Source organism: Saccharopolyspora rectivirgula DSM 43747, from assembly GCF_000497205.1.
GTDB classification, from domain to species: Bacteria; Actinomycetota; Actinomycetes; order Mycobacteriales; family Pseudonocardiaceae; genus Saccharopolyspora; species Saccharopolyspora rectivirgula.
In genome coordinates this window covers 1-1,155 of the sequence record NZ_AYJW01000135.1, presented here as the reverse complement: position 1 = coordinate 1,155, position 1,155 = coordinate 1, and the positions used below count along the sequence as shown (strand labels likewise).

Genomic DNA, 1,155 nt, shown 5'->3' with positions numbered 1-1,155 from the left:
CGGGCTGCTGTGGAAACCCACCTGACGGCTGCCCGAAGGACTGCGGACCGGACGGAGGACCGTAGGGGTTCGTCACGAATGCTCCCTCTTCAACACGAACCAGCAGAATGCTTCCATCGGTCGGCGCGACACCGACCGGCACCAGCGCACCCTCAGCCGAGTGGTCTTCGATGTCCATTGGAGACCATTTGGCGAATTCGCGCTGCGAGCCAGAGCATTATCACTGGTCATGTCCGGCCGACGGCGGGAACCCGGGCTTTGCGAACAACCAGCGGATGTGGAGTGTCCTCAGTGGAGCACACTGGGCTGGTCGTCCACACGCACCCCCACGATCCGCACGATCTCGTCCGTCCAGGTCTGCCGCTTCTCGTCCCACAACGGCGCCAACACCGCAGGCCGACCCGTCGAACTCGTGGCAGATCTCCCGCAGGAACACGCGTTGCCGAAGCCGAGCGGTGACCGGTGCTTTCCGTAGGCACGCCGAGCTCCGAACTCGAGGAGCGGCGCGACTGGACGCCACGACCACGACGAGCGCCAAGACGAGGGGCGCACCAGCGCAACACCACCGCTCCTGGCGCCGACGACAAACCGCTCAGCACACCGACGATGATCGCCACGAGGGTGCCGGACAACAGCGGGCACCTCAGACATCGACGAGCTCCCGGGAACCGCGTGCTCCACGAGCGCCCGACGGCTCCGCGGCTCGAGCGGAGGACCTCAGGGCGTGCCCCCTGCAACGCGAACCACCAGCACAGGACCAGCGCGAAGCAACCGGGTGGCCTCCACTGGAGACCACCCGGCGAACTCGCACCACGATCAGAGCACCATCACTGGCCGTACCCAGGCGGTGGGGGAAACCCGGGCTGTTGGGGATAACCGGGTTGTTGCGGGTACCCGGGCTGCCCATATCCGACCTGGGGCACACCGGGCTGCTCGTTCACCCGCACCACCACGGTCCGCATGATCTTGTCCGCCCAGGTCTGCCGCTTCTCGTCCCACAACGGCGCCAAGAAACCGACGTAGCAAGCAAGGGCGTCGAGCGTGTGGCACAGCACCCGCAGGAAGGCGTTGCCGAAACCGACCGGCTGACCGGTCTGCTCGCTGACGGTCTTGATCTTGACCATCTTCTGACCGATCGTCTGACCGGTGGTACCC

General features: G+C 66.1%; 1 protein-coding gene. It reads right to left on the bottom strand.

Going from position 1 to position 1,155, the window contains the following annotated elements:
- Positions 1 to 827: 827 nt before the first annotated feature.
- On the bottom strand, positions 828 to 1,155 hold a 328-nt coding region (locus tag SREC43747_RS21760), incomplete at its 5' end, for an RDD family protein (RefSeq protein WP_029722997.1).